This window comes from Rhodococcus sp. Q1 (assembly GCF_004153645.1).
Classification (GTDB): Bacteria; Actinomycetota; Actinomycetes; order Mycobacteriales; family Mycobacteriaceae; genus Rhodococcus; species Rhodococcus gordoniae.
In genome coordinates this window covers 1-26417 of sequence record NZ_SDMJ01000006.1, presented here as the reverse complement: position 1 = coordinate 26417, position 26417 = coordinate 1, and the positions used below count along the sequence as shown (strand labels likewise).

Here is a 26417-nt window from a genome sequence, read left to right as displayed (position 1 = left end):
TCGCTTCGCGTGCACTCGTCAGTGGTCTGTTCGTCAGTGGTCGACGAGCGTCAGAACTCGATCGGCCGCTGCCGATGCCCCGTCGACACGCCGGAGCCGAGCGCCGAGTTCCCCTGCCGCCGTGCGATACCCGTCCTCGGTCAGCAGACTGTTCAGGGCAGCGCGCACCTGCTCGGGCGACGCGGTCTTCCGGAGGCGGATGCCCGCACCGGCCTTCGCCACCTCGCGACCGATCATCGCCTGATCCGTCACTGCGGACATGGGCATGATCAGCATCGGAAGACCGTGGGCCAGTGCCCGGAAGGCCGTCGCATGCCCACCGTGCCCCACGACCACCGAGCAGGTCGGCATCAACTCGTGGTGCGGAACGTACCGGTGGACGGCCGCATTGGGCGGTACGCGCAATCCGGTGGGATCGATCGCAGGTCCGGTGGTGACGACGAACTCGGCGTCCATCTCCGCCGCCGCATCGAAGATGCTCTGGTAGGTACGGCGCTGGCCCGGGAAACCCGCCGTGCTCAGGCTGACGAGTACTCGCGGCGGTGTTCGTCCGACCGCGGCGGCCTTCGCGTCGTGGATAGCACCCGTCCAGATCAGCGAACCGTTCGTGTGCCGCCGCCCGGCCGGGTCGAGCACCCGATCCGAGCACACCAACCGCATGTCGGCCTGCTCCCACAGCCGCTTCGGACCCAGGCCGCGCAGACGCGCGCCGATCCCGAACGGCCCGTGACGGAACGAACCGTCGAATGCGGAGAAGAAGGTGTGGAACAGCACTACGTGCGGCACTCCGGTGCGCGCCGCCGCGTCCTGGGCGTTGAACAACATGCAGTCGACGATCACCAGATCGGTCGGTTCCCTGGTGATCTCGTCGTGAACGTCCCGGGCGACCGCGGGGTCCGTCGTCATGGCGAGGGCCATGGTCAGCACCTTCGCAGTGCTCAGCTCGACGTGCGGGGTCCAGGTCGGTGAGTGACGATAGCTGCAGAAGACGAGACCGGCGTCCTCCGCGACCTTCCGTTGCGATTCGTGTCCGAGCACCCGCACGTGGTGTCCGCGGCGATGCAACTCGCGTCCGAGCGCTGCTTCGGGCGGGTAGTTCCCGCCACCCTCCAACGTGACGATCAGGATGCGTGCCACGTTTCACCTCTTCCGCTGCGCATCGACCGGGACGTGTTTCGGGTCCGGCTTCTCGACGAACCACCCGTCCGGTCCGACCGTCGTACCGATCCGGGGGAGACAGTGGGTGAAGAACAACCGTGCGACGAGTTCCTGACGGCTGCCCACACCGGTCTTCGCATAGATGCTCTTCAGATGGTCCTGCACGGTGTACGGACTGATGAACAGTCCACGTGCGACCTCGGTGCGTGATTCTCCCGCGAGAACGCGCGCGAGGACATCGGTCTCTCGCTCGGTGAGGCCGTGGAGCGCGGCCGTGAGGGCCACGAGCTGAGCAGGTTGTGCGGGTTCGATGGCGACGACGATCCGGGCCGATTCTCCTCGGCCGTCCAGCGACCCGGCCCTGAGGACGAGCCACTGACCGTCCTGCGTGCGGGCACGTACGGCACGCGCTGCCGTGCCCTCGTATCGGAATCGAACAGCGATCACCACGGCGAGGAGCATGAAGGAACCTTCGTAGCCGAGACGCTCGAGATACTCCGTCGCCTGGGGAGTGGCCGATTCGGTCTCGTTGTCCGCTCCCACGACCACGACCGCCGGTCCGGAACCGGCAAGCGATTCGTCGGATGCGAGTAGAGGGGATCCGCGCAACAGCGACAACCGGAGTCCGTCACCGATCTCGCTCACGCATCCCGCGAGCGTCGCCACCTCCTCGGCGTCGAAGCGACGGCCGGGACCGCGCATGAGAGTGCCTCCGCCCCAGACGCGGCAGTCGCGACCCCGAAAGACGAGTCGCACTTCGTCGTCCATCCCCTGAGGTTCGAGGATTTCGTTGTAGGGCAGGGCATCGCGGATGTCGCAGTCGAGGGCCTCGCGGATCGTCTGGACACCGGTTCGTGTCCGGGCGAGCCTGCCGTAGGTGTTCGCGAAACACGACGTGCCGTACTCGATGTGCGCCACCGTCTCAGCAGCGCGACCGGAGGGGTCGTCGGCATCGAGCATGGTTACGCCCGTGAACATCATGCTCGCCGGATCGACGAGGGCGACGCATCCGATGTCGTAGCGGATGCGCCGCCGGATCGTGTCGAGGACGGCGTGCCGGAACTCGGCGGGATCGGCGGTTCCGAGAGCGATGTCCCGAACCTCCCTGCGGAGCATCGACGTCTGCCGTGCCGCGGTCATATTTTCATTATGTGCTGGTCACGGACGTTCGGACACCCTTGGGCGCGGGACGAACGCCGCATATACGGCGAATGCCGTCCCCGATCCGTGGATTGGGGACGGCATTGTCCGGAAAGTGACGAATTGCTCTGCGCCGCTGTGTGATCAGCGCTCGCCTAGCGTGATCGCCGCTCAGCGGTTGCGGTCGGAGCTGTAGCCCCAGAGCCAGTCGGTGTACTTGTAGCTCGACGTGTCGCGGATGCGGAACAGCTCGTTGCGGGCCTCGCGACCGGCACCGTCGAGATGCCACAGATCGCCCCACATACGGCCGGTGGTGAGGATGCGGTTGCAGCGCGGTGCGCGTTCGGCATTGACGTCCTGGAGGATCTTCGGCCAGTTCTTCGTATCGCCCTGCAGATCCTCGGCCGCGTAGTCGGCGAGGCACCGGGCGTCCTCGAGCGCCATGACGGCACCGGATGCGAGGTACTGCAGCGGCGGATGCGCGGCGTCGCCGAGCAGGATCATCCGGCCGTCGACCCAGTTGTCGATGGGGTTGCGGTCGAACATCGGCCACCAGCGATCGGTCCACAGGTACTTCAGTGCGGCCTGCACGCTCTCGTGGCAGTGGTCGTAAGCGTGGGCGAGTTCCTCGGGGCTGCCCCACATCTCCTCACCGCGGAGGAAGGCCGGGGACTGGAACACCGCGACCTGGTTGAGCATCTCGCCCTGACGCAGCGGGTACTGGATGAAGTGGCAGCGCGGGCCGATGTAACCGACGACGTCCTCGATCTCTTCCTCGAGCGGAACCTCGTTCATCGGGAAGGTGCCGCGGAAGGCGACGTAACCCGAGCCGACGGGCTTGTCGTCGGAGAGCTTCGGGCGCAGACGCGAGTGCAGCCCGTCCATCCCGAGCGCGACGTCGCCGACGTGCTCCTCACCGTTCTCCAGGATCACCCGCACGGTGTCGCCCTCGGTGACCACGTCGGTCACCGTGGAGTTCGTCCGCAGATCCGCTCCGGCCTTGCGGGCCGCCTCGACGAGCACGGAGTGCAGATCCGAGCGGTGCACGACGAAGTACACACCGCCGTAGTGCTGCTGGTAGTCGCGTCCGAGATCGACCTTCGTGAGGATCTCCGCGGTCACGGCGTCACGGAAGACGAGGTTCTTGGGCAGCACGCCCTTCGCGATGACCTCGTCGTAGACACCGAGCGACTGCAGGATGCGCGAGCCGTGCGGGCCGATCTGGAGTCCTGCGCCCACCTCACCGAACTCGGGGGCACGCTCGAACAGCGTGACCTGGGCGCCCTTCTGCGCGAGAGCGAGGGCATTGGCGACACCGCCGATGCCGCCACCGGCAATGAGAACTCGAGCGTCCTTCAGATCGGACATGACACTCCTTCGGATCGTGTGAAGCAGAGGGGAACGGGGCGCGGTCAGCGCGTATCGATCGCGGCGCGATCGACCGCGGTGTGATCAGTGAGCGGAGACCGGGCGGAGCGATTCGTGGCGTGCGGGGAACTTCTTCCAGATCACCGTCAGCAGCAGCGACGAGATCAGGGCGCTGACACCGAAGAGGACGAAGTTCGAGTGGGCACCGAGGCCGGCGGCGAGCAGCCAGCCACCGATCTGCGGGGCCGCGACGGCACCGATGCGTCCGACGCCGAGGGCCCAGCCGAGGGCGGTACCGCGCAGGTGGTCGGGATAGTAGGACGCGACCGCGGCGATGATCAGTGCCTGCGTGCCGTGGGTGCCCACACCTGCGAGGACGAAGATCAGGTAGACCGCGGCGACCGGCGGGTCGAGCAGCAGGGTCAGCAGGGCGACGCCGGCGATGAGCGCGGCGATGATGCTGGTGGGGACCGAACCCCAGCGGACGCCGCCCCAGGCGGTGATGAACGAACCGGCGACGGCGCCGAGGTTCAGGGCCAGGGAGAACGTGAGGGCGTTGCCGAGATCGGTGCCCTCGCCCTGCATGAGCTTGGGCAGCCAGGTGCCGAGGCCGTACCAGGCGAGCAGGGTCACGACGGTGACGGCCGCGAACATGATGCTGATGGTGCGGAAACGCGAGCCGAGCAGTTCCTTGAAACCACCCGCGGAGTTGTCCGGATGGGCGTTCGAGACGGCGTGCTTCGGCAGCACCTTGATCGCCAGCGGGACGAGGACGAGCAGGGGGATCAGCGCGAAAGCGAACATCGGGCGCCAGCCCCAGTTGGGGATGACCGGGATGCCGATGAGGGCGGCGATCGAGCCGCCGATCGGGACGCCCGACATCATCATCGTCGCGACCGCGGCGCGCCACTTGTCCGGCACCAGTTCGGCGGCAAGAGCGTTCGACGTCGGTACGAGTCCGCCGAGTCCGATACCGGCGACGAGGCGCAGGAGACCGAAGATCACGGGCCCGGGTGCCACCGCGCACAGGGCGGTGAAGACGGAGAGGACGACGACGCAGCCGATGACGGCGTTCTTGCGTCCGATCGCGTCGGAGAGCCGGCCGGCGAGGACCGCGCCGATCATCATGCCCACGAACGCCAGGCTTCCGAGGGTACCGGCGGTGGAGGCGCTGATGCCCCACTCGCCCTGGAGGCTCGATATGACGTTGCCGTAGACGATGAGGTCGTAGCCGTCGAACACGACGAACAGCCAGCAGACGATCACCGCCATGACGTGAGCACGGGGGAGTGTGATGTTGCCTCCGGCCCGCGTCGGTGAAGCCTCGTTCTCCAGATGCATTCTTCAACGGTGGGCGCGCGCCGCCCGGCGATGCAATAAAGTTCTGCTATGCAGAATAAGCCGATGGGCACGATCCGCAAGCCGACCTACATGCTCGAGTCGGTCGACAACGCGTTGCGGCTGCTGCAGTTGCTCCGCGATGCGGGTGCGATCCGGCTCAAGGACGCGGCCGCGGAACTCGGCACGGCGCCGTCCACCGCGCACCGTCTGCTGGCGATGCTCGTCTATCGCGGCTTCGCCGTGCAGGACGAGAAACGGATGTACCACCCGGGGCCGGCGCTCGGCGTCGGCCCGGCCAGTCAGGGGTGGACGCGGGACTTCACCGACCTCTGTCGCCCGCACATGGAAGCTCTCGCCACGTTCGCCGACGAGACCGTCAACCTCGTGATCCGGGTGGGCTCGCAGGCGCGTTTCCTGTGGACGGCGGAGGCGGCATCGATCCTGCGTGTGGGCGATCGCCGAGGTCAGGTGCTCCCCGCCGAGCTCACCGCGGGCGGACGGATCCTGCTCGCCGAGCTTCCCCGTGCGGTGCTCGAACAGCTCTATCTGCGACCCGCGGACGAGCCCCACATCAGTCAGGGGCCGAGCCCCGCCTACGAGACCGACCGCCGGATGGCCATCGGGGAGTTCGAGGAGTTCGCGCACGAACTCGAGGCGGCACGCAAGCTGGGTTTCGCGGTCAACGTCGAGCAGACGGAGGAGGGTGTCGCGGCGATCGGGGTGGCGATCCGCAACGGCCGGGGCACTGCGATCGGTGCCCTGACGGTAGCCGTGCCGGTCACCCGCTACCGGCAGCATCTGCGCGGAAGGCTGGTCGCGCAGATGCAGGCGGCGGTGCGGGGCATCGAGGTCGACGTCGCCGATATCGCCGGTCCGGACGTCCCGAATTCCACTGTGCAGAAATAGATGGATTCCCCGGTTCCGGCGCCCCTAGTTTGGAGACAACGCCGGACAAGGAGATTTCATGACTGCCACCGAGCCTGTCGATCCCGAGCTCCAGAAGCTGTACGACGACTTCGAGACCGAACACCTCAACCCGTTGTGGACCCAGATCGGCGACCTGATGCCGATGGTCCCGACGTCCAAGGCCGTCCCCTTCGTCTGGAAGTGGTCGACGCTGTACCCGCTGGCCCAGCGCGCCGGAGATCTCGTGCCGGTCGGCCGCGGCGGTGAGCGTCGCGCCATCGCGCTCGCGAACCCGGGTCTCGGTGGCGTCCCGTACGTCACCCCCACGCTGTGGGCGGCGATCCAGTACCTCGGCCCGAAGGAAACCGCTCCCGAGCACCGGCACTCCCAGAACGCCTTCCGCTTCGTCGTCGAGGGTGAGGGCGTGTGGACCGTGGTCAACGGAGACCCGGTTGCCATGCGCCGCGGCGACTTCCTGCTCACCCCGGGCTGGAACTTCCACGGTCACCACAACGAGACCGATCGGCCGATGGCGTGGATCGACGGCCTCGACATCCCGTTCGTGCACTACACCGACACCGGGTTCTTCGAGTTCGGCTCCGACGGTGTCACCGACGAGGGCACCCCGGACATCTCCCGGTCCGAGCGACTGTGGGTCCACCCCGGTCTGCGCCCGCTCGTGGGTCTCGACCGCAAGACCAGCTCGCCGATCGCGTGCTACCGCTGGGAGCACACCGACCGCGCGCTGAACGAGCAGCTCGCCCTCGAGGACGAGGGTTACGCCGCCACCCCGGAACCCGGCCACGCCGCAGTCCGCTACACCAACCCCACCACCGGCGGCGACGTCATGCCGACGATCCGCGCCGAGTTCCACCGACTGCGCGCCGGCGCGCACACCCGCGCCCGCCGCGACGTCGGATCCGTGGTCTTCCAGGTCTTCGACGGTGAGGGCCGCTTCCATCTCGCAGACAAGAGTCACGACGTCACCAAGGGCGACATGATCGTCGTCCCGTCCTGGGTCGAGTGGTCGCTCGAGACCGACAAGGGTGTCGATCTCTTCGCCTTCTCCGACGCGCCGATCGTCGAACGTCTGCACTTCAACCGCACCATCATCTCTGAAGGAGCCTGAACCCCATGCGTCTCGCCACCCTCCGCCTCGACGGCGGCACCGCCGCCGTCCGCGTCGACAGCGACTCCAGCGCCACCGTCATCGACGGCTACGCCGACCTGTCCGCACTGCTCGCCGATCAGAACTGGAAGTCGGTCGCCGAGCAGGCATCCGGAAAGACCGTCGACCTCGGCTCCGCCGACTACGCCCCGGTCGTCCCCGCCCCGGGCAAGATCGTGTGCGTCGGCCTGAACTACGCGACCCACATCAAGGAGATGGGCCGCGACCTGCCGGAGTACCCGACCCTGTTCTCGAAGTTCAAGGAAGCCCTCACCGGCCCCTACGACGACGTGGTCGTTCCCGCCTACGCAGGTTCGCAGCTCGACTGGGAAGCCGAGCTCGCCGTGGTCATCGGCAAGCAGGCCTACCAGGTCTCCGAGGCCGACGCCGCCGAGTACATCGCCGGCTACTCCGTGATCAACGACTACACGATGCGCGACTACCAGTACCGCACGCTGCAGTGGGATCAGGGCAAGACCTTCGAGAAGACCAGCGGTTTCGGTCCCTTCCTCGACACCGACTACCAGCTCGGCACCGCCATCGAGACCCGCCTCGAGGGTGAGGTCATGCAGTCGTCGAACACCAACGACCTGGTCTTCACCCCGGCCAAGCTCGTCGACTACATCTCGCACATCGTGACCCTGCAGCCCGGCGACGTCATCATCACCGGCACCACCGGCGGTGTCGGCCACGCCCGCAAGCCCGCGCGGTACATCGGCAACGGCGAGGTCTGCGAGGTCACCATCGAGGGCCTCGGCACCGTCCGGAACAAGACGATCATCAAGTAGGAGAAGCCGACCGTGGGATTCAACGATCTTGACCTGTCCGAGCGACTCCTTATCGCCCGGCGGGGCACGGCCTACCTGTCTCAGCGCCTGGCCGAGCTGACCGACGACGAACTCGACGGTCCCACCCTGCTCGAAGGGTGGGCGCGCCGGCATCTCGTCGCGCACATCGGCTACAACGCCGCAGCGCTGTGCCGGCTCATGGACTGGGCGGCGACCGGTGTCGAGACACCGATGTACTCCTCCACCGAGCAACGGGCGCAGGAGATCGCCGAGGGCGCGACGCTGAATCCCCCTGCTCTGCGGAACCTGTTCTCACACACCGTTGCCCGTCTCGACGAGAAGTGGCGGCAGCTGCCGGAGACTGCGTGGCAGGCGCAGGTGCGCACTGCGCAGGGCCGGCTCGTGCCGGCCGAGGAGACCGCCTGGATGCGCACGCGCGAAGTGTGGATCCACGCGGTCGATCTCGACAACGGTGGTCGCTTCGGCGACTTCCCGCCCATCATCCTCGACTCGCTGCTCGACGACATCGTCGGAATGTGGCGCAAGAAGGATCTCGGCGCGGGCATCGCGCTCGAGGTCGAGGGACGCGAGGCGGTCCGCGTGAACGGCGACGCCGAGACCACCCACACCGTCCGAGGCGATCTCGCCGGTGTCGTCCGCTGGGCGGCCGGTCGCGGAGCCGTCGGCGTCGCCGGCGGAGAACTCACGCCGCCGCGGTGGCTCTGAGGTTCCTGCACGTACGAACGGGCGAAGGCCCTTCCGTCCCCTGGAGGATGGAAGGGCCTTCGCCCGTTCATCGGACGGACCGATCAGCGCGGATCGCGCTCGCACCCGATCCCGTCGTTGTCGCGGTCGAGACGCGGAGCGTATCCGGGGTCGTTGCGGTGGACCGGAGCAGCGCCCGCGTTCCATGCCTCGGTGCAGTTCTTGAACCCGCCGCTCGGTGCGGACGGAGCCGGACGGGGAGCCGGGGGAGCCGGTGCGACCTGCGGAGCCGCCTGAGGTGCAGGCGCGGCCGGGGGAGCCGGAACAGGCGCCGGCGGCGGAGCGAACGGATTGAACGATCCGCTCGGAACGAGATCGGCGATGCCCTTCGGGAGCAGGTCCACGAGAGGGAAGGCGCTGGCGGTCGAGGGTGCGGCGACCGTCAGAGCCACACACCCCAGCGTCGCAGCGACGATGCGGCGGAACTTCATGCGCGAGGCCTTTCTGTACTTCGTCCGGATCCGATGTGCCGGATCCGAACGAAATGTCGGCCTGGATGTCGCGGATGTTACGTCGCCAGGTCGCAGACGACGATCGGCCCGCTCGCGACCGGATGTCGCGAACGGGCCGATGTACTCCGGGCCTGCCGGGGGACGGCCCGGATGCCTGTCGTACGCCGGTCAGCCGGCGTCCGTCGTCTCGAACGGCACGACCACCTTCGGGTCGATCCGCATGACGGTGTAACCCGCCACCGCTCCCGCACCGAAGCCGGGGGCGAATATGCGCACCGGTTCGGTGATCACCCCGTCGCGGACGGCGTCGTGGATCGCGAGCGGGATGCTCGCCGACGATGTGTTGCCGACCTTCTCGATGTTGAAGTACAACTGGTCGGCCGAGAGTCCCGCGTTCGCGGCGAGCTCGATGACCATCGTCTTGTTCGCCTGGTGGGGAACGATGAGATCGATGTCGTCGAGCAGCGACCGCTCGGCGTCGTCGGGGGAGGGGATGGCCTTGATCTCGTCGAGCATCTGCGCCAGGTAACGACCGGCAAGCGTCTTCACCTCCGGTCCGTAGACCGTGATGAAGTTGTCGAAGTCCGGGTTCGGCCAGATGATCGAGTTGACCTCGCTCGTCGGACCGCTCGCGTAGCTGTTGAAGAACTCGAGATCGGGGGCATCGCCCTCGGCGGCGGGCGAGACGACGATCGCCGCGGCACCGTCACCGAAGATCATGCGGGACGGCCGGACGTTGCCGATCTTGTCCGAGAACTTCTCGACGCACACCACGAGGACGGGACGTTTCACCTGCTGCAGGATGCGGGTCGCCTCGGCCAGGCCGTAGGGCATGCCCGCGCACGCCGCGATGAGGTCGAACGAGGCATGGGTCTGACCGATACCGAGTTCACCCGAGATCCACGTGGCGAGCGACGGGATCAGCCGTCCGCTCGTGCACGTGCAGGTGATGACCGCGCCGATGTCCTGCGGACCGATACCGGCGTGGGCGACCGCCTGCTTCGCCGCGATCAGGGCCAGTTCCTCGAAGGTCCCCGAGGTGTACCGGCGCTGTTCGATCCCGGTCTTCGCCGTGATCTCGTCGGCCGACATCGGCGACCAGTTGTAGGCGGTGTTCCGGATCAGGTCCTCGTTGGTGCACACCTGATCGCCGTGGGCCACCGCGATCGCATCGATGCGCGGTGCGACCGGGAACTCCGAGCGCACGTCGACGGCCGGGTAGGGCGTCGACGGGGCAACCGGTTCGTGCCGCGTGAACGAGGTGGCCTTGCGGGTCTTCCCGGAGGCGACCCGGTTGATGAACCGCTGCACCTCACGATTGCGTGGGTGCGACACCACGACGTAGTCGTCGTCCTTCAGATCCGCCACCCGGGCGAGTTCGATCTCGTTTCCGTCCCAGGGCTGCTGGTTGTGCAGCACCATCGACCACCGGCTCAGGGCCTCGAGTTCGGCGACGTCCTCGTGGCAGTCGAGGATCTCGTCGTATCCGAACACGGGGTGGTTCGGATCGTAGTGGCGGATACGCAGGGTGATGTTCTCCGGATCGGAGAGCAGCTGCGCAACAGTGGGTTTGACGCTCGGCAGGTCGCCGGCGAAATGACGTCGCGAGCCGAAGACCGCGAAGAGCCGGTCGAAGATGTGATCCTCCGCGGCGCTGTCCCAGGCGCGGGGGAGCGAGCGGTAGGCCTCCTCGACGGCCCCCAACCGCTCCTCGGCCTCGGGCCAGGGAGTCAGGCGGGGCATGTAGACGTCGTCACGGTTACGGGGCACGTCGCCCCAGCGGGTGACCCGCCGCTCGAACATCATCAGGGCGAAGCGGTCGGCCCAGAACACGTTGAGGGCCATGTCCCGCATGATCTCGAACTTCGAACCGTAATTACCCAGTTCGTGCCGGGCGAGGATCTCCGAGACCGTGGGTGCCTTGGTGTCGAAGTCGCGGCGGATGACGGCGTCGAGATGTTCGACGCTGCTCAGCGTGGAGAAGTCGAGTTCGGGAACGAAATTGGAGGGAAAGACGATTCGGCCGTGCCGGTTGAGCTCGAAGGGCTGCATGTGCGAGAGGGACCGTTCGATTCGAAGTTGTGGTGGGAAAGCCGGATCACATGTCCAACCCGCCGTTGACACCCCACACCTGACCGGTGATGTACGAGGAGGCGTCGGCGGCGAGGAAGTGCACGACCCGGGCGATCTCCTGGGGGTCGGCGAGTCGCTTCACGGGGATGGTGTCCGTGATGCGTGCGAGCACCTTCTCGGGGATGGCTTCGACCATCTCGGTGGCGACGAAGCCCGGAGTGACGGTGTTGACGGTCACGCCGATGCCGTTCGGATCCAGCTTGTCGTTCTTGGCCAGGTAGAAGGCCGCTTCCTTGGCGAGGGTCTTGGTGAGGCCGAACAGACCGGCCTTCGACGCCGCGTAGTTGGCCTGACCGATGTTTCCGGTCTCACCGATGACGGAGGAGACGTTGACGATGCGTCCGGTGCCGCGCTCGAGCATGTGCCGCAGTGCTGCCTGTGCCAGGTAGAACGCGCCCGAGAGGTTCACCCCGAGGACGGTGTCCCAGTCCTCGTCCTGCATCTTCAGCACCGTGCGGTCGATGGTGATGCCCGCGTTGTTGACCAGGATGTCCAGGCGGCCGTGTGTGGCGATGACCTCGTCGATCGTGCGCCGGCAGTCGTCGGCGTCGGCGACGTCGCCGCGATGCACCGAGTAGCGGACGTCCTTGCGGCCGTTGTCGTTCAGGTCTGCGAGGAACTGGTCCGCCTGAGCGGTGTTACGTCCGTAACCTGCGGCGACGGTGGCGCCCTGGCTCGCCAGGCTGCGGCTGATCGCCGCTCCGATGCCGCGCGTGCCGCCGGTGACGAAGGCGACGCGTCCGCGGAGCTTGTTTCCGCCGGCAGCGATCTGTGAGGTGGGTTCGATGGTGCTGGTCATGCTGATCTCCTCGCTGTGCGAGGGGGCGACGGGCGCGGCTGGTCGCCGACGTCGCACAAACGCCCCCTGCGCATTGATTTCCCTGTGGAGGAGCACGTTTCGAATCCCCCTGACTCGAACGCGTGTCCCCGTGAAACGAGCCCTCGTTGGCTCGTATCTCCCTGCGGAAACAATCATGCATCACGTCGAACATGTTGTCACCAGGAACAATTCGAGCTTCGAATTTCGGCAATTTGTCCGAATGTCTCGAACAATGTTGTGCGACAACGAGATATGTAGTTCATGCGGGGTTACCTCACGGTACGAACATGCTGAATGTCCGTAGCCGACCTGGACGTACAGCCTGCACGAATCGGGCCGTTCCGGAATGGCACACCGTGTTACCGGGGAGTCGGCCACAACTGTGTGCACATGGCGTGAACGTGATCGGTCTTCACGAAATGTTCCGAAATGCGTTTCGGCAGAATCGATTCGGAGACGATGCTCGGCCGGGGGGATTGCCGCCGGCCATTGCTCGGGGAGGGCGCACTGCGTGCCGCCCGAGTCCGGCCGGCCGTGCGCCTCTCGGCATTCCCCGTTCGAGAACGAGCCACACCCGTGCCGGTGTGATCCTCGACACTACCGTGGGTGATTGTGTCGAAGCACAGCTCGTCCGGCGGTGAGAGGATGGCCCCGTGAGCAGCACTCGTCTTGTCGAAACACCCGTGGCGGAGCTCGAGGTGCGTGTCGACGGGGAAGGGCCGGCGGTCGTCCTGCTTCCTTCCCTGGGACGCGACTCCTACGAATTCGATCCCATTGCCGGCGATCTCGCGGCAGCCGGATTCACCGCTCTGCGACCGCAACCCCGAGGTATCGGAAGCAGCCGCGGGCCCATGGCCGGCCTCGACCTCCACGACCTCGCCGGCGACGTCGCCGGCGTCATCGAGAACTTCGACGCCGCACCCGCCGTGGTGGCCGGCCACGCATTCGGGCATTACGTGGCCCGGGTACTCGCCGCCGACCGGCCCGACCTCGTCCGGGGGGTCGCCGTGCTCGCCGCCGGTGCCCGCCGATTCCCGGCTTCGCTGACCGAGCGTGTCGCCAAGTGCTCCGACCTGTCGCTTCCCGACGGCGAACGGCTCGTGCACCTGCGCGACGTCTTCTTCGCCGAAGGGCACGATCCGGCGGTGTGGCTCGACGGGTGGTGGCCCGAGGCGATCGTGTCGCAGCGGGCCGCGATGGCCGCGACGGACAAGGAATCGTGGTGGACCGTGGCGTCGTCACCTCTGCTCGACGTACAGGCGGAAGAGGACGTCTTCCGGCCCGCGGAGACCCGAGGTGAGCTCGTCGACGAGTTCGGGAGCGAACTCGTCTCCACGGCCGTCGTGCCGGGTTGTGGGCACGCCCTCGTGCCGGAGGCGCCGCACGAGGTGGCCCGGATCCTGGTCGAGTGGATCCGTACGCGTCTCGAATGACGACCTCGTAGCATCGCTCCGGCCCCCACGACGACGAGACCCCACCGGAAGTGTCCCGGTGGGGTCTCGATCCGTCTGCGTGGGTTACGCGAGCGTGCGTGCCATGCCGCGCTCGACGGCCGCGATGATCTGCGGCCGCAGCTCGACCGCCGGCACGATCGCGTCCACGGACCCGACCTGCTGCGCGCGCTGGATGTTGTGGATCGCCTCGAACTCGGCCGCCACCTCACCGAGCTTCTCCGACCGGACCGCGGTACGCAGCGCGGTGAGTTCGACACCCAGACGCGCCTTGTCGCCGTCCTCCGCGGCCCGTAGCTGGGCTTCGAGTTCCACGACCCGCGGATCGCTCGCGGTGCGCTTGTTGACGTCGCGGGTGAAGACGACCGCTGCCGCGGGAGCGCCACCGAGCACGGAGGCGAACGAACCCTCCACGGCGAGGACTTCCATGTTCTCGTTCAGTGCGCCCGAGAACACCACGAAAGCACCACCGTGGTAGCGGGAGACCACGACGAACACGATCGGACCGTCGAAGTTGACGATGGCCCGGCCGATCTCGGCGCCGTACTCGAGCTGCAGGTTGCGCAGCGACTCGGGGGAGCCGTCGAAGCCCGACAGGTTGGCGAGCACCACGAGCGGACGATTGCCGCTCGCGGCGTTGATCGCCCGCGCCGTCTTCTTCGACGACTTCGGGAACAGCGTGCCCGACGTCCACTGATCCGGTCCGTCGGCGGGGAACCAGCCCTTGCGCGGGATCGCGCGGGACTCGATACCGATGACGCTGACGGGGATACCGCCGAGATGCGCGTCGAACACGACCGAGGTGTCGGCGTCGGCCATGTCGGCCCACCGTTCGAGCACCGCGTGGTCCTGGTCGACCACGGAGCGCATCACCGTGCGGATGTCGAACGGCTTCTTGCGATCCGGGTTGGTCTCGGACGAGAAGATGTCGCCGACGGTGGTGAAATCGCTGGACGGATGCACGTGCGGGTACACGCACACGTTCCGGTCCACCGGGTCGGCGGACACGGCCTTGCGCGGGAAGCGCTCGCCCGGTGCGACGTAGGCGTGGGCGTAGTGCGCGAACAGCGTCTCGATGGCAGCGCTGAGGTTGGGGGCCCAGTACTGCGCCTGGCCGTTGGGGCCCATGACGCGGTCGTATCCGCCGATACCGAAGTTGTCCTCGGCGGAGACGCCACCCGAGTAGTCGAGCGACTGCTTGCCGGTGAGCACCATGGCACTGTCCGGAGTCATGACGAGGATGCCCTTGGTGTGCATGAGCATCGTCGCCTCGGCGTTCCAGTACGGCTGCGCGCCGACGTTGATGCCGGTGACCACGACGTTGATCTCGCCGCCGTCCTGCGTGAACGTGATGATGCGACGCAGACCGCGCGACACCCAGTCCATGTTCTCGGTGCCCGAACCCATCGAGATCGTCGCGCCGGACGACAGGGCGAACCACTCGACGGGGGCGCCGAGGCTTTCGGCGAGATCGATCGCGGCGACCACGCGGGAACATTCCGCTTCCGCGACGGTGCCCAGCGCCTTGGTGGGATCACCGAACAACGCGACGCGCTTCATGCCCTCGGGATAGCGCGGGGTGGGGGTGTCGACGACGCCGACGATCAGACCGGCGGTGTTACGGCCGTAGGGGCGGTCCACCGGCACGAGTGCGCCCTGCTCGTCGAAATCGTATTCGACGAAGCTGCCGTCGCCGCCGGTGAGCAGCGGGATCAGCTCGTACGGGTAGACGGTGCCGCGGGCGCGCGAGCGCTGCACCTTCTGGGTGTACTCGTCGAGCGGCTGCAGCGGCTCCTTCGGAGGCTCGGTGACCCGCACGATGACGCCGGCGCCGGACCGGTACGAGAAGCGCAGAGCGACCTCACGTACCGGCTCGTCGTGGCGCTCGCGCCACGAACCGATGACGGTGATCTCCTCCAGGCCGGCACCCACGGTCAGCGGCGCGGCGTTGTTGCCGATGCGGCGCAGGTCCTCCATGTCGAGATCGACGACGGGCCACACGTAGAGCACCACGCGGTTCGCGTCGAGACGTCGCCCACCGCGGTTCGCCTGGGCGCGGCGCATGCCGTCGAGCGAACCGGCCAGTGCGCGTTCGAAGGCCGGAAGTCCGACGATCCTGCCGGTCTCGTCGCGCTGTGGCGTCAGGTCGCGCACCTCGGCCAGCGCGATGAATCGCTCGTCGGACGGATTGTCCTGCGACACCAGGTGATACAGGTAGGTGTCCGGATTGGCGGGCAGGCGGGTGCCGTCGAAGTTCTTCAGACGCCACAGATCCAGACGCTGACCCGTGAGCGGGTGGATGTCGCGGATGTTGGTCTCCTCCGCGTATCCGGTCTCGTAGGGGCGGAAGGTGAACACGTGCTCTTCGGCGGTGTCGGTGTGGCAGACGGTCACGGTCACGCGTCGGGCCGCACCCGTCACCGTGCGGGCGGCGAGTTCGGTGCGCAGCGCGTCCGCCTGGGCGTCGGCATCGGCCGGAGCGTCGTCCCACGCGAGATACAGGTCGATCACCAGGTTCTTCGTGTCGGGAACCGATGCCGCCGACTCCTCGACGGCGGCGAGCAGCGAGGCGAACTCGGCGTGCGGTGCCTCCGCGGAGATCAGGTACAGACGGGTGCCGCGCAGATCGAAGTTGCCGGTGACGAACTGGTGCCCGGCGACCGTGCACGAGCAGACGTCCTCGAGGGTGCGGATCTTGTACGCCCGTCGGGTGATGACCTCGAGCAACGGACCCGGAACGGTCTCGGGACGCGTGATCTGCTGTGCGAGAAGGTCGATCAGCGGCTCGGGGGTAGCGACCAGCGACTCGATGCGCTGCGCGTAGTCCGCCGCCTGCGCATGCTCGGCCAGGTACGCGAGCGAACCGCGGACCCCGTCGTAGACCTGCTCGCGGGCCTTGCGGATCACGGGTTCCTCGAAGTAGCGGTATCGCAGGTTGCGGGCGGTGTCACCGATGACGGGGAACCGGACCTGGGTCGCGACGATCAGACGGTCGAGGACCTCGTTGAGTTCGTGGGAGATGCCCACCTCGGTGTCGTCGCGTTCGATCCAGCGGTCGAGCAGCGCAGTGACCACGGGAACATGGGCTTCGATGCGCTCGAGTGCGAGGAACAGCCGGTAGACGGCCTCCTCGAGATCCGGGGTGCGATCGAGTTCGAGGACGTCGTAGTGCCGCAGGGCCCGTGCGAGGCGAGCACGGAAGCTGTCGGGCAGCCCTCCGACCTCGACGTCGAGCGACTGCAGGTAACCGTGGAAGAACTCGCGGGGGCTGTGCACCCGATCGTCGCTGTTCTTCTCGTCCTCGGTCGGGCGGTTGCGCGACAGTTCGCACACGTCGGCGAACGTCGTGAGCAGCGCCAGTTCGGCGCGGACGATATCGCACGAGTCGACGGCGCCGGAGAGCTGCTCGTAGTCGGCGATCAGGGCCGCGGTGCGCTTGGCGGACACGTCGTATCCGGTGACCAGCGCGGCCAGCGAGTCGAGGCGGGCAAGGGCGTCGGCGGCGACGTCGTCGCTCAGCGAGGGCGCCGGTGCGGCGAACTCCACCCGCTCGACGGCTTCGGTGACGACCTCCTCGACGATCTGGTCGACCCGCAGGAGCGGTGCACCCGCGTCGACCTGGGCGTTGACGACGGCCAGGATTTCGCGGACCTTCCCGGCGAAGGGGGCGCGGACCGCGGTCTCCATCTTCATCGACTCGAGCACGACGAGGGTCTGACCGGCCTCGACCTCGTCACCGACGGCGACGGGGACCGCGACCACCACGGCGGGGGCGGGTGTGCGCACCACACCGGCCTCGTCCTGGCTGATCTGGTGGCTGATGCCGTCGACCTCGACGAGGAAGTGGGCGGGACCGGCGATCGACACCACGTTGTGGCGGTGGCCGCCGACGGTCAGACGCGACTCGTAGGCGCCGAGCCGCTCGACGTCGACGTCGAACTCGGAGGTGCCGGTGTCGACCCGGTAGCGGTGCGGACCGACCTGTCCGACGACGAGTTCGTAGGCCTGTCCCTGGTAGCTCAGTTCGACCTTGCGTCCGACGGTGTGGCCGGCGCGCGGGCGGCCACCGCGGGCGGAGGCGAGGAAGGCGGCGCGTTCGCGGGCCTCGTCGGTGTCGTAGACGTCGACAGCGGTCGCGATGAGTGCGACGTCGGCGACCTTGGACGGTCCGGTCTCGGTGCCGGCGCCGGTGCGGTCGAGCCAGCCGGTGTCGGCGGAGGCGTCGATCACCTCGGGGCGATCGAGCAGATCGAGCAGGAACGACTTGGTCGTCGTGCCGCCGTCGAGGACGACGGTGGTCTCGCGCAGAGCGGTGCGCAGGCGGGCGAGCGCCTCGTCACGGTCGCGGCCCCACGCGATGATCTTGGCGACCATCGAGTCGTAGTCGGGCGGGATGACGTCGCCCTGGGCGATGCCGGTATCGACGCGCAGGCCGGACCCGAGCGGGAACTTGAGCAACTGCACGGTGCCGGGAGCGGGTGCGAAGCCGTTGGCAGCGTCCTCGGCGTTCAGACGGGCTTCGACGGCGTGCCCGAACTCGCCGGGGCACTCGCCGGGCAGCTTCTCGCCGGAGGCGACGAGGATCTGCAGCTTGACGAGGTCGATGCCGGTCGTGGCCTCGGTGATGGGGTGCTCGACCTGGAGGCGGGTGTTGACCTCGAGGAAGGTGAAGATCTTCAGGTCGGGCTGGTAGAGGTACTCGACGGTGCCGGCACCGGCGTATCCGGCCGCGCGGACGAGATCCGCGGAGACCGCGCGCAGGTGGTCCGACTGCTCCTTGGTGAGCAGGGGAGAGGCCGACTCCTCGATGACCTTCTGGTTCTTGCGCTGGATCGAGCAGTCGCGCACCCCCGGGGCCCACACGTTGCCGTGCTTGTCGGCGATGACCTGGACCTCGACGTGGCGCGCGTCGGTGACGAGACGCTCGATGAACACGACGGGGTCACCGAAGGAACGCTCGGCCTCACCCTGGGTGCGTTCGAGGGCGAGTTCGAGCTCGTCCTCCGCATAGACCTTGCGGATGCCGCGGCCGCCGCCGCCGGAGCGGGCCTTGATGATCAGCGGATAGCCGATGGCCTGCGCGTGGCGGCGGGCGTCGGCGCGGGACTCGACCGGTCCCCCGGACCACGGTGCGACGGGAACGCCGACCTTCTCGGCGAGGATCTTCGCCTCGACCTTGTCGCCGAGCAGACGCATGGCGTCGGCCGAGGGGCCGATGAAGGTGATGCCGAGGCGGGCGCAGAGCTCGGCGAAGGCAGGGTCCTCGGCGACGAAGCCCCAGCCGACCCAGACGGCGTCGGCTTTCGCCTCGAGCAGAGCGCGCTCGAGTTCGGTGTGATCGAGGTAGGGGGTCGCCGCCGTGGTCGACGGGCGGAGGGTCACTCCTTCGTCGGCCTGACGGACGAACATCGCCCGTCGTTCGGCGTCGGTGTGCAGAGCGATCGTCCTGATGTCGTAGCCGTGCTCGGAGTTGAGCTCCCGGACTGCCCGGATGAGGCGTACGGCCGCCTCACCGCGATTGACCACTGCGATCCGCTTGAACATACTCGTTGCCACCGTTCTCCATGGTTTGTGCACGCATCGGGCGCGCGTCTCGAAGCTCCACCCCAATGAGGAGGACAAACTAACCGGTCCTACGTTCCACGTCTCGTGTTGGCGGCGCGAGCGGGAACATGTAGCGGTCGGCTCCTCGTGGTTGGCATGGGCATGCGTGTTCGTCGTCGATCCACCGGGCAGCATCCGCGGTGTCCGAAGGACCGTTTCGAACAGATCTTCGCAGCTACGGCCACCGGTTGCGGCGGTCACGTCCCCCAGGGCGAAGGCTCCGTTCGGATAACAGCATGGAGGAAACATGAGGGTTTGTCACGTTTCGCCTCCCGGTGGGAGGTCTCGCTGCGCCTCCTCGGCCGCAGTCTCCCACTGCCTCTCGGGCGCAGGGACTTTCGGTCGGGAGCGGGGCGCGGGAGGGGGCATCGCGCGTGAGGGCGCGGCCGGTACTGTGCAGTAACACCCATCGGTAACTTGCGGGACCGTTCGTGGCCCGCCTCGAACGACTCCTCGTTTGCGCTGGTACGCAGAGTTTTTCGGGTGCCCTGAACCGGTCTGCGATCCGGGGCCGGGCACATCGTGCCGCACTCGGCCGGAAGTCCTGTGACATCCGTCACGAGATGCGAAAACGTGCAGCTTTCAACCGAACCGGGACGCGCGTGGCGATGCCCCGAATCGGGAGCGTCGGCGGTCCGGGTTCCGGGCCGGTTCCGGGCATCCCTCCGAGTCCTTGCGGAATCTGGAACAGTGGAAGTGTGCGCCTGCGACCCGAGTCGCAGGAGCGTGTACGGCGGACGAGCCCGCGAGGAGGATCCGTGCCCGATCGACCCCACATCCCCGACCGCGACGACGCGCCGGACCACGACGGCACGCCGGTGGACCGGCGCGCCCGGATCGCCGGGCAGGTCCGCCGATGGTGCGAGAGCGGCAGCATCGAGGGCCGGCACGCGCCGCTGTCGGATGCCGCAGCCGTCGCGCTGGCCGCCGGCCACCTCGACGAATCTGCACGCGCGATAGTGGCGAACCGCCGGCGGGCCGGACGCCGCCTGCCCGCGCTCGACGGCTTCGGGGAACTGCGCCGTCTCTCCGACGACCACGCTCGTATCCGCGCGCGCATCGCCGGTCAGCGGCCCGGCGCCGCGCGGCTCGCGCTCGAGTACCGGGCCAACGAACTCGGCAAGCGCATCCGGATGGCGCGGCAGACCGTCGTGCACTCGCCGTTGCACTACGCCCAGGGGGTCCGCGCCGTGCGCCGCGACCGGCGCGACGGACTGCACCTCGAGATCGAGCAACGCGAAGCGCTGTTCGCCGCCCTGCAGCGCACCCCCGCACCCCTGCCGGTCGCTCCGGTGGAGCAGGCGCGCGAAATGGTGCTCGGTGTCGCTGTCGATCGTGTGAGCCGCTGGTCCGAGCACACCCCGCTGGCCGAGGCCGGACGCCGCGTGGCCGAACGGCTCGGGCAGGAGAGACCCGCCGGCGACGATCGCTTCGTCGACCGCTACGACACTCTGCTGTTCCTCGCCGGGTCGCTGTACGACCGCATCGAGGCCTCGGCGGCGTGGCGTTCGGATTATTTCGAGGTTCAACGAGCCCAGCTCGATCTCGCCGAGGAACTCACCCAGATCGCGGTGGACACCGTCGCCCTGCGCGATCTGCTCGACGAGCTGCGGGCCGCCGTCCGATCGGCGCCGGAAGCGCGTTCCGGGCTCGAATCGCGGGTGGCCGCGCTCGCGCCGGTATGGGATCAGATTCTCGCGCGCGTCACAGCCCTTGCGCGTATCGGAGACCTCCTCACGCGGGCCGAGGACCACCTGCACCTCGCGCACATCGCGCAGCGCACCGCGAATCTCGACGAGCGGATCGACGATCTGATCGGAAGGTCGGGTGTGCGCGAGTTATCTGCGGAGAACACCGATTTCGTGGTCGACCAGCTCGGGGCGGCGGCCGGGTCGATGGTCGCCCTCCGCAGTGCCCTGCGAACGGACATCGCGGAGCTCACCGGGAAGGAGTGACCCGGAGTCACTGTCACCGCTCACACCGATTCGGCTGCAGGTCGGGGCGGATACCCGAAGTCGCGGGACGTGACCCGCCTCACTGGTGTATTTGTCCGAACCGGTGGTAGCTTCCTCGGGTCCGGTCGGGGGTCGATCCACAAGGGGGCGCGGTGGCGTCGCGGTTCGTGCGTACAGGTTCTGCGTTGGCTGTCGCTGTGGCGCTGAGTGTCTCGGGATGTTCGGGGTCGACGAGTGTGTCGGTCGTCGACGACCCGAGGCTCGAGGCCGAGTTCGAATCCGTCCTCGTCTCGGGGCAGACCCGCACGCTCGGGGAGATCACGGCCGCCGCGGGCATCGAGTCGTGGGACCGGATGTACTACTTCCGGGTGCCGGTGCTCATGAGCGAGCTCAACCGGATGATGCACACGCCGGGCGTGACCTGGCGCAACCTGCCGGGGGCCGATGCCGAAGGGTTGATCGTCTTCGTCTCGCAGGAGCAGGTCGTGCGCGCGGTCGTCGACCGCGAGCCGTCGCTGTACCTGAGCGGCTTCGGGACCTCCGATTCGAGCGTCACGCCCGATGCGCTCGCCGGAATTCCTCGTCTCGCCGTCGAGTCCAGGGGGCGCTGATCCGGTAGGCGGCACCCGGCTGCCCTGTATGTCCGCTCTCGGGTAGTTTTTCTCGCAACAACGAGTGAAGACTTTACTTTCCCGAAGAGGTGTGGGGTGGCACGGGTAATCGCGACGATCAACCTGAAAGGTGGCGTCGGCAAGACCACGACGACAGCAGCGCTCGGCGAGTTCATGGCGGCGGAGTTCGGGCAGCGAGTGCTCCTGATCGACCTCGACCCGCAGACCAACCTCACCACGATGATGGTGGGGGAGGAGCGTTGGCAGGAACTGAACGAACTCGGGCGGACCCTCGCGACGCTCTTCCGGAAGGCGATCGATCCCGATGCCGACGAGTTCGACATCGAGAAGGCCGTCCAGCGTGGTGTCTCGCCCGTGCGTACGGTGCGTGATCTCGACCTGCTCGCGTCGTCCCTGGACCTCATGGACATCCAGGAAGGTCTCACCCATCAGCAGTACGCCGATCCCGGCTCGCATCGTCCCGTCGAGATCCTGCTGTCGGCAGTGCGGCCCATCGCCGATCGATACGACTACATCCTCGTCGACTGTCCGCCGAATCTCGGCATCCTCACGCTCAACGGGTTGCGTCTCGCCGACGGGTATCTGATCCCCACGATCCCCGACATCCTGTCCACCTATGGAATTCCACAGTTGCAGAACAAGATTCGGGAGCTTGCGAAGCGGACCGGGCACTCGGTGCGGGAGATCGGTCTCGTCATCACGAAATATCGCAGTGCGTCGAATCTGCACCGCACCATCATCGAACAACTCCAGCGCGACGATCGCATCGCGAACGTCGTTCCCGCCTGGGTGCCCGAAGCCAACCAGATCGCGGCGTCCGCCGAGTACGTGCCCTACGGCACGCTCAAGCGCAAGTACGGCAACACCGGCCAGTACGATGCCCTGCGTATCCTCACCGAGACGATCATGATGAATGCGCAGGTGTACCTGTGACGAATCCCGGCACCGATACCGACATGGCACAGGCGCGTCTGCGGGTGCGCATCGGCGAGGCGAGTTCGGCGCTGCTCCGCCTCGACGAGACGGCCCCCGGAACAGCGGGCGCACTGGTCGCCCTCGTGCAGGTGATCGCCGACGAGGCGGCGCGCACGCCGCGCTTCGCGAAGGCGCTGGCAACGGCGCTCTCGGTCACCACCGACGCGGCGGTCCCGGTGTCTGTTCCCGCCCTTGCTGCTCCTGCCGCTGCAGCCAGGACGCCCGCACGCCGCAGTCGGCGTGCACCCGGAGCATTCGATCCGTTCGCGGTGTACCGCGAGAACGGAGAGGCGATTCTGCGGGAGAGGCTGTCGTCCCTCGGCGTCGAGCAGCTCAAGGACATCATCGCCGAGCACGCCATGGACTACGACAAGCTCGCGATGCGTTGGCGCACGCCGTCCAAACTCCAGGACCGCGTCGTCGAACGGGTCAAGGCGCTCACCACGAAGGGTGATGTGTTCCGGTGACAGGTCACAGACGGTTCTTGTTCTGTTCATAGCCACGTATGGTCGGTCGAGACCTCCGGTCTCGACAGAGACCGCAGGACGTGGGTGCATCGAGTCGCGGATCTCGCTCGACCGCTCGATGTGCGCACCGAGAAGAGGAGCCTACATGGGGGACATCGTCCGACAGGGAGTCACGGCCTTCGTCGCCGAGGTATCGGCGCGCGGCGGCCGGGCCGAGCCGATTTCCGGGCAACGGGACGTCCGCGTGCGCGGGACGGACGGCTCCGAACGAGTGGTGCGGGTGTGCTCGACGGCGAGCGATCCGTGGCTCGCGCGACGCCGGGACGGAGTTCCCGCCGCCGACGGCTCCGGGGTGTCGCACTGGGTGTTCGTCGACCTCGCGCCTCCCGCACCCGAGTTCTTCGTGGTGGACGCGGACGATATCGAAGCGGGAATCGAGGAGGAGGTCGCTCTCTGGCTCGCCGACCGTCCCGGCCGGACACCCACCGGTAGCCATCCGATCCAGCGCAGCAACGTCCTTCACGGTCGCGATCACTGGGATCTGCTCGGTCTCGCGAAGACCAGGGATCCCGGGCACGACCCGGCGCCCGCGCCCGAAACGGGCGCCCGCGTGGAACGTCCGGCCGCACCGGCGGTCGCGGAACCCGAGGCCGACGACGGGCGGCTCGCGGTGGTGGCCGACATCGGGGGTTACCGCGTCCAGGGGCGCGTCGATCCGGCGTCGGGGACGCTCGAGATCACCCGGGGGCCGATGGAGGGGCGTCGCTTCCCCGACGCCACGGCCGCGGCACGGGCGCTCGTCGCCTTCTTCGACGACCACGAGACGCTGCCCGACGGAGACACCTTCTGGCGCAGCGAGGTCCTCAAGTGAGAGTGCGCGCTCCCGGCAACGGGGGCGATTCGTTTCGATCTCGGTGACCACAACCGTCGACTCGGACGACGGATGGCGGTGAACTGGTCCGGCGCAGTACACGACGCCCGGTTCAGCTCACCGAAGGGGAGATCGCATGACCATCACCGAACTCGATCGCGACACGACCACCGCCGAATCCGTCTATGCGGCCGGGGGTATCGCGGTCACCCGGCTGGGGCAGCACATCGGTGCTCGCATCGACGGAGTGCGCTTGTCCGGGTCGTTGTCGCCCGAGACGGTCGAGGCCGTCCGCTACGCGCTCGCCGTGCACAAGGCGATCGTCTTCCGCGGTCAGCATCATCTCGGCGACGAGGAGCAGTGGGCCTTCGCGGGTCTGCTCGGAACACAGACCCAGTCGCACCCCACGGTCCATTCGAAGGGCACGCGGTTGTTGCCCATCGAGGGTGCCGCCAACAGCTGGCACACCGATGTCAGCTTCGTCGACCGCATTCCGAAGGCGTCGATCCTGCGTGCGGTGACCCTGCCGCCGTACGGTGGTGCGACGACGTGGGCGTCCACGACCGCCGCCTACGAGCAGTTGCCGGGCGCATTGAAAGCGCTCGTCGACAACCTGTGGGCCCTGCACACCAACCTCTACGACTACGCCGAGAAGCTCGACGTGGGCAGTTCGGATCCGGCACTGACCGAGGAACGCCGTCTCTATCAGGACGAGTTCCGCCGCACCACCTACGAGACGATCCACCCGGTCGTGCGGATTCATCCGGAAACCGGTGAGCGCACCCTGCTGCTCGGTCACTTCGTGAAGGAGTTCGTCGGCCTGAAGCCGTCGGAGACCGCGGCGCTGTTCCAGCTCCTCCAGAGCCGGATCACGAAGTTGGAGAACACCTTCCGGTGGTCGTGGGAGAGTGGCGATGTCGCGATCTGGGACAACCGTGCCACACAGCACTACGGCATCGCCGATTTCGGCGACCACACCCGGCGGCTGCAGCGCATCACTCTCGCCGGCGACATCCCCGTCGGCGTCGACGGCACGCAGGCTCGGGTCGTGCAGGGCGACGCGCGCGAGTACTCCGTGGTGGAGGAGCCGTCGCGGTTGCCCGGTTTCGGCGAGCGCTGAGCCACCGGAACGCGACACGGTCGTCGGAGCGCGAAGCATCCCGCGTCCACGACCGTGTCGCGCCCCTCGCGCCGGCTGTGTCGCGTCGTCGAGGTGAAGATCGGCATGAACGGATCGGTCGGCCCCTTTTCCCGGTACGGCTCGAGCGGGCCGGCGCCGTCGACGAGTGCCCGCCACTCGGGACTCGCGACGTCGACGACGATCACGTGGTAGAACACGTTCTCGTCCGGACACGGGAGGAGTTCCGGCGGTCCGTTCCCGTGCGGATATCCGAGTCGCACTTCCGTCCGCGAACCCGGTGCGTATGTGTGACGGAACGCATACTCTGGGTGCACCTGCAGCATCGCGGGTGGTGATCGTCGCGCGCGCCGATCCCGTCCGCGCCGCACCGTTGCCGCCGCACGGCGGCTCGAGGAGGCCCGATGAACGCGGTTGTCGCTCCCGTCAAGCCCACGCGGCCGTATCCGCCGCGAGCGCACTCCAAGGGGGCGGTCCTTCACGACCTGATCACCACGACGGACCCGAAGAAGCTCGGACTGATGTACATCTTCACATCGTTCGCGTTCTTCCTGTTCGGTGGTCTGCTCGCCCTGTTGATGCGCGCGGAGCTCGCGGTCCCCGGCCTGCAGTTCCTGTCGAACGAGCAGTACAACCAGCTGTTCACCAACCACGGCGGCATCATGCTGCTGATGTATGCGACGCCGGTCGTCTTCGGTTTCGCGAACTACATCCTGCCGCTGCAGATCGGCGCTCCCGACGTCGCCTTCCCGCGCCTGAACGCCTTCAGCTATTGGCTGTACCTGTTCGGCGCGCTCACCGTGGCATTCGGGTTCATCACTCCCGGTGGTGCCGCGGACTTCGGCTGGACGTCCTACATGCCGCTCGCCGACGAGATCCACTCACCCGGTATCGGCGGCAACCTGTGGTTCCTGGGTCTGGCGGTGATGGGTCTGGGCACCATCCTCGGCGGCGTCAACATGATCACCACCGTGGTCTGTATGCGTGCACCGGGGATGACCATGTTCCGCATGCCCATCTTCACGTGGAACATCTTCATCACGATGATCCTCGTGCTCCTCGTCTTCCCCCTCCTCGCCGCGGCGTTCATGGGGGCTTTCGTCGACCGCGTGATCGGTGGCAACATCTACGACCCCGCCACCGGCGGCGTGCTCCTCTACCAACACTTGTTCTGGTTCTTCGGTCACCCCGAGGTGTACATCATCGCACTGCCGTTCTTCGGCATCGTCTCGGAGATCTTCCCGGTCTTCTCCCGCAAGCCGATCTTCGGATACAGCGGCCTGGT

20 protein-coding genes are annotated in these 26417 nt (G+C 67.5%); 12 read left to right on the top strand and 8 right to left on the bottom strand.

What is annotated here, in order from left to right; translation table 11 throughout:
• Positions 1 to 33: 33 nt before the first annotated feature.
• The 4 genes from EQ874_RS17765 to EQ874_RS17750 all read right to left on the bottom strand — a co-directional run bounded on the left by EQ874_RS17765 (position 34) and on the right by EQ874_RS17750 (position 4938).
• A complete protein-coding gene (locus EQ874_RS17765; protein ID WP_129977608.1) occupies positions 34 to 1137 on the bottom strand; it encodes a glycosyltransferase in 1104 nt (367 codons plus the stop codon).
• Positions 1138 to 1140: 3 nt separating this feature from the next.
• The gene (locus EQ874_RS17760) at positions 1141 to 2298 is read right to left on the bottom strand and encodes a helix-turn-helix transcriptional regulator (RefSeq protein WP_129977607.1); all 1158 of its coding nucleotides are present in this window, start codon (positions 2296 to 2298) and stop codon (positions 1141 to 1143) included.
• Positions 2299 to 2469: 171 nt separating this feature from the next.
• Entirely contained in the window at positions 2470 to 3666 is a 1197-nt protein-coding gene (locus tag EQ874_RS17755) for an FAD-dependent monooxygenase (protein ID WP_129977606.1), read from the bottom strand.
• 84 nt (positions 3667 to 3750) lie between these two features.
• On the bottom strand, positions 3751 to 4938 hold the full coding sequence (locus tag EQ874_RS17750) for an aromatic acid/H+ symport family MFS transporter (protein ID WP_129977702.1): 1188 nt from the start codon (positions 4936 to 4938) through the stop codon (positions 3751 to 3753).
• A 117-nt stretch (positions 4939 to 5055) separates the two neighbouring features.
• Between EQ874_RS17750 and EQ874_RS17745 the strand changes: the two genes are divergently transcribed.
• The 4 genes from EQ874_RS17745 to EQ874_RS17730 are packed head-to-tail and all read left to right on the top strand — an operon-like array spanning position 5056 to position 8595.
• Entirely contained in the window at positions 5056 to 5913 is an 858-nt protein-coding gene (locus tag EQ874_RS17745; RefSeq protein ID WP_129977605.1) for an IclR family transcriptional regulator, read from the top strand.
• A gap of 58 nt (positions 5914 to 5971) precedes the next feature.
• On the top strand, positions 5972 to 7042 hold the full coding sequence (locus EQ874_RS17740; protein ID WP_016695624.1) for a cupin domain-containing protein: 1071 nt from the start codon (positions 5972 to 5974) through the stop codon (positions 7040 to 7042).
• Between the two features lie 5 nt (positions 7043 to 7047).
• Positions 7048 to 7869 carry a fumarylacetoacetate hydrolase family protein gene (locus EQ874_RS17735; RefSeq protein ID WP_016695623.1) on the top strand — a complete coding sequence of 274 codons (822 nt, stop codon included), beginning with the start codon at positions 7048 to 7050 and terminating at the stop codon, positions 7867 to 7869.
• Between the two features lie 12 nt (positions 7870 to 7881).
• Positions 7882 to 8595 (top strand): maleylpyruvate isomerase family mycothiol-dependent enzyme, encoded by a 714-nt coding sequence (locus tag EQ874_RS17730; protein ID WP_129977604.1) that lies wholly within the window; start codon positions 7882 to 7884, stop codon positions 8593 to 8595.
• Between the two features lie 83 nt (positions 8596 to 8678).
• On the opposite strand, the gene EQ874_RS17725 is transcribed toward EQ874_RS17730, so the two are convergent.
• The 3 genes from EQ874_RS17725 to EQ874_RS17715 form a co-directional block, all read right to left on the bottom strand.
• Complete coding sequence (locus EQ874_RS17725) at positions 8679 to 9065, bottom strand: excalibur calcium-binding domain-containing protein (protein WP_016694206.1); 387 nt, start codon at positions 9063 to 9065, stop codon at positions 8679 to 8681.
• Between the two features lie 189 nt (positions 9066 to 9254).
• Positions 9255 to 11138, bottom strand: a complete 1884-nt coding sequence (locus EQ874_RS17720; RefSeq protein ID WP_129977603.1) for a ketoacyl-ACP synthase III — start codon at positions 11136 to 11138, stop codon at positions 9255 to 9257.
• 46 nt (positions 11139 to 11184) lie between these two features.
• Entirely contained in the window at positions 11185 to 12018 is an 834-nt protein-coding gene (locus EQ874_RS17715) for a 3-oxoacyl-ACP reductase family protein (protein ID WP_129977602.1), read from the bottom strand.
• A 674-nt stretch (positions 12019 to 12692) separates the two neighbouring features.
• On the opposite strand from EQ874_RS17715, the gene EQ874_RS17710 reads away from it, so the two are divergent.
• The gene (locus tag EQ874_RS17710) at positions 12693 to 13472 is read left to right on the top strand and encodes an alpha/beta hydrolase (protein WP_064063150.1); all 780 of its coding nucleotides are present in this window, start codon (positions 12693 to 12695) and stop codon (positions 13470 to 13472) included.
• A gap of 84 nt (positions 13473 to 13556) precedes the next feature.
• On the opposite strand, the gene EQ874_RS17705 is transcribed toward EQ874_RS17710, so the two are convergent.
• Positions 13557 to 19034 carry a carboxyl transferase domain-containing protein gene (locus tag EQ874_RS17705; RefSeq protein WP_129977701.1) on the bottom strand — a complete coding sequence of 1826 codons (5478 nt, stop codon included), beginning with the start codon at positions 19032 to 19034 and terminating at the stop codon, positions 13557 to 13559.
• An 818-nt stretch (positions 19035 to 19852) separates the two neighbouring features.
• Between EQ874_RS17705 and EQ874_RS17700 the strand changes: the two genes are divergently transcribed.
• From EQ874_RS17700 to EQ874_RS17665, 7 genes are all read left to right on the top strand, one after another.
• Positions 19853 to 21049 carry a hypothetical protein gene (locus tag EQ874_RS17700; protein ID WP_242496797.1) on the top strand — a complete coding sequence of 399 codons (1197 nt, stop codon included), beginning with the start codon at positions 19853 to 19855 and terminating at the stop codon, positions 21047 to 21049.
• A 185-nt stretch (positions 21050 to 21234) separates the two neighbouring features.
• Entirely contained in the window at positions 21235 to 21660 is a 426-nt protein-coding gene (locus tag EQ874_RS17695) for a hypothetical protein (RefSeq protein WP_242496796.1), read from the top strand.
• A 96-nt stretch (positions 21661 to 21756) separates the two neighbouring features.
• On the top strand, positions 21757 to 22614 hold the full coding sequence (locus EQ874_RS17690; RefSeq protein WP_064063152.1) for a ParA family protein: 858 nt from the start codon (positions 21757 to 21759) through the stop codon (positions 22612 to 22614).
• On the top strand, positions 22611 to 23123 hold the full coding sequence (locus EQ874_RS17685) for a hypothetical protein (RefSeq protein ID WP_064063153.1): 513 nt from the start codon (positions 22611 to 22613) through the stop codon (positions 23121 to 23123). The genes EQ874_RS17690 and EQ874_RS17685 overlap by 4 nt, the downstream gene beginning before the upstream one ends.
• Positions 23124 to 23268: 145 nt before the next feature.
• Positions 23269 to 23994: a hypothetical protein gene (locus EQ874_RS17680; protein WP_129977601.1), complete on the top strand. Its 726-nt coding sequence runs from the start codon at positions 23269 to 23271 to the stop codon at positions 23992 to 23994.
• Positions 23995 to 24130: 136 nt separating this feature from the next.
• Positions 24131 to 25114 carry a TauD/TfdA family dioxygenase gene (locus EQ874_RS17675; protein ID WP_129977600.1) on the top strand — a complete coding sequence of 328 codons (984 nt, stop codon included), beginning with the start codon at positions 24131 to 24133 and terminating at the stop codon, positions 25112 to 25114.
• Between the two features lie 422 nt (positions 25115 to 25536).
• The coding region (locus tag EQ874_RS17665) for a cbb3-type cytochrome c oxidase subunit I (protein WP_207213575.1) at positions 25537 to 26417 on the top strand (881 nt) is incomplete at its 3' end.

Excerpts from the sequence above, each read along its gene's own strand:
- EQ874_RS17725 (WP_016694206.1), bottom strand. The coding sequence starts at position 9,065 with ATGAAGTTCCGCCGCATCGTCGCTGCGACGCTGGGGTGTGTGGCTCTG.
- EQ874_RS17760 (WP_129977607.1), bottom strand. The coding sequence starts at position 2,298 with ATGACCGCGGCACGGCAGACGTCGATGCTCCGCAGGGAGGTTCGGGAC.
- EQ874_RS17680 (WP_129977601.1), top strand. The coding sequence starts at position 23,269 with ATGGGGGACATCGTCCGACAGGGAGTCACGGCCTTCGTCGCCGAGGTA.
- EQ874_RS17675 (WP_129977600.1), top strand. The coding sequence starts at position 24,131 with ATGACCATCACCGAACTCGATCGCGACACGACCACCGCCGAATCCGTC.
- EQ874_RS17720 (WP_129977603.1), bottom strand. The coding sequence starts at position 11,138 with ATGCAGCCCTTCGAGCTCAACCGGCACGGCCGAATCGTCTTTCCCTCC.
- EQ874_RS17735 (WP_016695623.1), top strand. The coding sequence starts at position 7,048 with ATGCGTCTCGCCACCCTCCGCCTCGACGGCGGCACCGCCGCCGTCCGC.
- EQ874_RS17715 (WP_129977602.1), bottom strand. The coding sequence starts at position 12,018 with ATGACCAGCACCATCGAACCCACCTCACAGATCGCTGCCGGCGGAAAC.
- EQ874_RS17705 (WP_129977701.1), bottom strand. The coding sequence starts at position 19,034 with ATGTTCAAGCGGATCGCAGTGGTCAATCGCGGTGAGGCGGCCGTACGC.
- EQ874_RS17755 (WP_129977606.1), bottom strand. The coding sequence starts at position 3,666 with ATGTCCGATCTGAAGGACGCTCGAGTTCTCATTGCCGGTGGCGGCATC.
- EQ874_RS17740 (WP_016695624.1), top strand. The coding sequence starts at position 5,972 with ATGACTGCCACCGAGCCTGTCGATCCCGAGCTCCAGAAGCTGTACGAC.
- EQ874_RS17745 (WP_129977605.1), top strand. The coding sequence starts at position 5,056 with ATGCAGAATAAGCCGATGGGCACGATCCGCAAGCCGACCTACATGCTC.
- EQ874_RS17750 (WP_129977702.1), bottom strand. The coding sequence starts at position 4,938 with ATGGCGGTGATCGTCTGCTGGCTGTTCGTCGTGTTCGACGGCTACGAC.